Annotated in this window: 3 protein-coding genes; 2 read left to right on the top strand and 1 reads right to left on the bottom strand. The window is 62.8% G+C overall.

Annotated features, from left to right (window positions below; all coding sequences use genetic code 11):
• Together Q0379_RS05805 and Q0379_RS05800 are read left to right on the top strand one after the other, a co-directional pair.
• Positions 1 to 185 (top strand): hypothetical protein (locus tag Q0379_RS05805; RefSeq protein ID WP_299005558.1); only part of this gene is annotated, 185 nt, incomplete at its 5' end.
• 53 nt (positions 186 to 238) lie between these two features.
• Positions 239 to 1,593, top strand: a protein-coding gene (locus Q0379_RS05800; RefSeq protein WP_299005555.1) for an IS3 family transposase whose coding sequence is annotated in 2 segments (ribosomal slippage) — positions 239 to 578 and positions 578 to 1,593 — 1,356 coding nt in all. Because the reading frame shifts where the segments join, the coding sequence is not laid out codon by codon here.
• A 213-nt stretch (positions 1,594 to 1,806) separates the two neighbouring features.
• On the opposite strand, the gene Q0379_RS05795 is transcribed toward Q0379_RS05800, so the two are convergent.
• Positions 1,807 to 2,163: S1 RNA-binding domain-containing protein (locus Q0379_RS05795; protein WP_299005551.1), on the bottom strand; the 357-nt coding region annotated here is incomplete at its 5' end.

Below are 2,163 nucleotides of genomic sequence, written 5' to 3'. Positions count from 1 at the left end.
CGCCGGCGACGGAGGTTCGGATGGTCGGTCAGATCGCTCGATGGATTGTGTGGCTGCTCATCACGAGCTTCGCGGTCAGCTATGCACCGGTCCTGCTGCGTCTCGATCGCGAAGCACTCGCTACGGTCGGTGTCTTCGCCCTCTATGCGTCATTGTCCGCCGTCAGCGCCCATGAGACAGATTGAGGGTTCCGTTTAGAGGAGGGTTTTGGTCTCGTCGAAGTGACGAAGGAACGAAGATGAGACCAAAACCCTTGGCCGCGAAGGCCACGCCCGGAGAGCGGGTTGTGAAGGACATTCGGCGGGCGACGCGCCGGCATTTCTCGGCGGAAGACAAGATCCGGATCGTGCTGGACGGCCTGCGCGGGGAGGACAGCATCGCTGAGCTCTGCCGCAAGGAAGGCATCGCCCAGAGCCTGTACTACGTGTGGTCCAAGGAGTTCATGGAGGCGGGCAAGCGCCGCCTGGCGGGCGATACGGCCCGGGCGGCGACCACGGACGAGGTCAAGGACCTGCGGCGGGAATCGACGGCCCTGAAAGAGGTGGTGGCCGAGCAGGCGCTCGAGATCCGCCTGCTCAAAAAAAGCATGATCGCCGATGGGGGCGACGGGGAATGAGATATCCGGCTTGCGAAAAGATCGAGATCATCCGCCTGGTCGAGCAATCGAGCCTGTCGGTGCGCCGGACGCTGGAGCAGATCGGCGTGCCCCGGGCCACCTTCTACCGCTGGTATGATCTCTACCAGACTGGCGGCCCCGAGGCGCTCGAAGACCGCCCAGGACGGCCAAGCCGAGTGTGGAACCGCATCCCCGAGGATGTCCGCGCCGCGATCCTGGAACTGGCCCTGGCGCATTCAGAGCTGAGCCCCCGGGAGCTGGCCGTGCGCTTCACCGACAGCCAGGGCTATTTTGTCTCGGAAGCCAGTGTTTACAGGCTTCTGAAGGCCCATGACCTGATCACCAGCCCGGCCTTCATCGTCATGAAGGCCGCTAAGGCGTTCACCGACAAGACCACGGCGCCCAACCAGATGTGGCAGACCGACTTCACCTACTTCAAGATCATTGGATGGGGCTGGGTCTATCTGTCGACGATCCTGGACGACTTCTCGCGCTACGTCGTGGCCTGGAAGCTGTGCACGACCATGAAGGCCGGCGACGTCACCGACACGCTGGAACTGGCGCTCAAGGCCTCGGGCTGCGACCGCGTCCACGTCCGCCACAAGCCGCGCCTGCTGTCGGACAATGGTTCCAGCTACATCTCTGGCGAACTGGCCGACTGGCTGGGTAAGCAGGAGATGAAACACGTCCGGGGCGCGCCCTACCATCCCCAGACCCAGGGCAAGATCGAGCGCTGGCATCAGACCCTGAAGAACCGCATCCTGCTGGAAAATTACTACCTGCCCGGCGACCTGGAAGCCCAGATCGGCGCCTTCATCGAGCACTACAACCACGCCCGCTACCACGAGAGCCTCGATAACGTGACCCCCGCCGACGCCTACTTCGGCAGGGCCGCCGACATCCTGCGCCGCCGAGCCAGCGTCAAGCGCCAGACCCTCGAACATCGGCGCTTGCAGCACCGCAAAATCGCCGCCTAAATCTCAAGCCCAGACGAGGCCAACCCTCCACTAAATCCGCAGCCCGGCTGTCCCAAAACTTCTGACGACGGACAGCTGGTGCGCCAGCGGACCATGCTGATCAACGCCATCCGCGGCTGAAAAAGCAGTGCCAAACATGAAAAAGGCCGCGCTTCTGGCGCGGCCTTGATATCCGGATCGCCGGGTCATGCCCGGCGACGATGGCAGGTGCGATTACTCGCCCTTGTCTTCCGCGGCGCGCTGCGCTTCACGCTCGGCCTTCAGCTTGGCTTCGATGTCTTCGCCGGTCGCCTGATCGACAACCTTCATCGAGAGCTTGGTCTTGCCGCGCTCGTCGAAGCCCATGAACTTCACCTTCACCTTGTCACCTTCCTTGATGACATCGGTGGTCTTGGCAACCTTGCGGTTGGCAAGCTGGCTGATGTGGACGAGGCCGTCACGCGCGCCGAAGAAGTTCACGAAAGCGCCGAAATCGGTCGTCTTGACGACGGTGCCGTCATAGATCTGGCCGACTTCCGGATCGGACGCGATCGACTTGATCCAGTTGAGCGCGGCCTTGATCTTCTCGCC

It is taken from the genome of uncultured Caulobacter sp. (assembly GCF_937900395.1).
Classification (GTDB): domain Bacteria; phylum Pseudomonadota; class Alphaproteobacteria; order Caulobacterales; family Caulobacteraceae; genus Caulobacter.
This window is presented reverse-complemented; position numbering and strand designations above follow the sequence as displayed.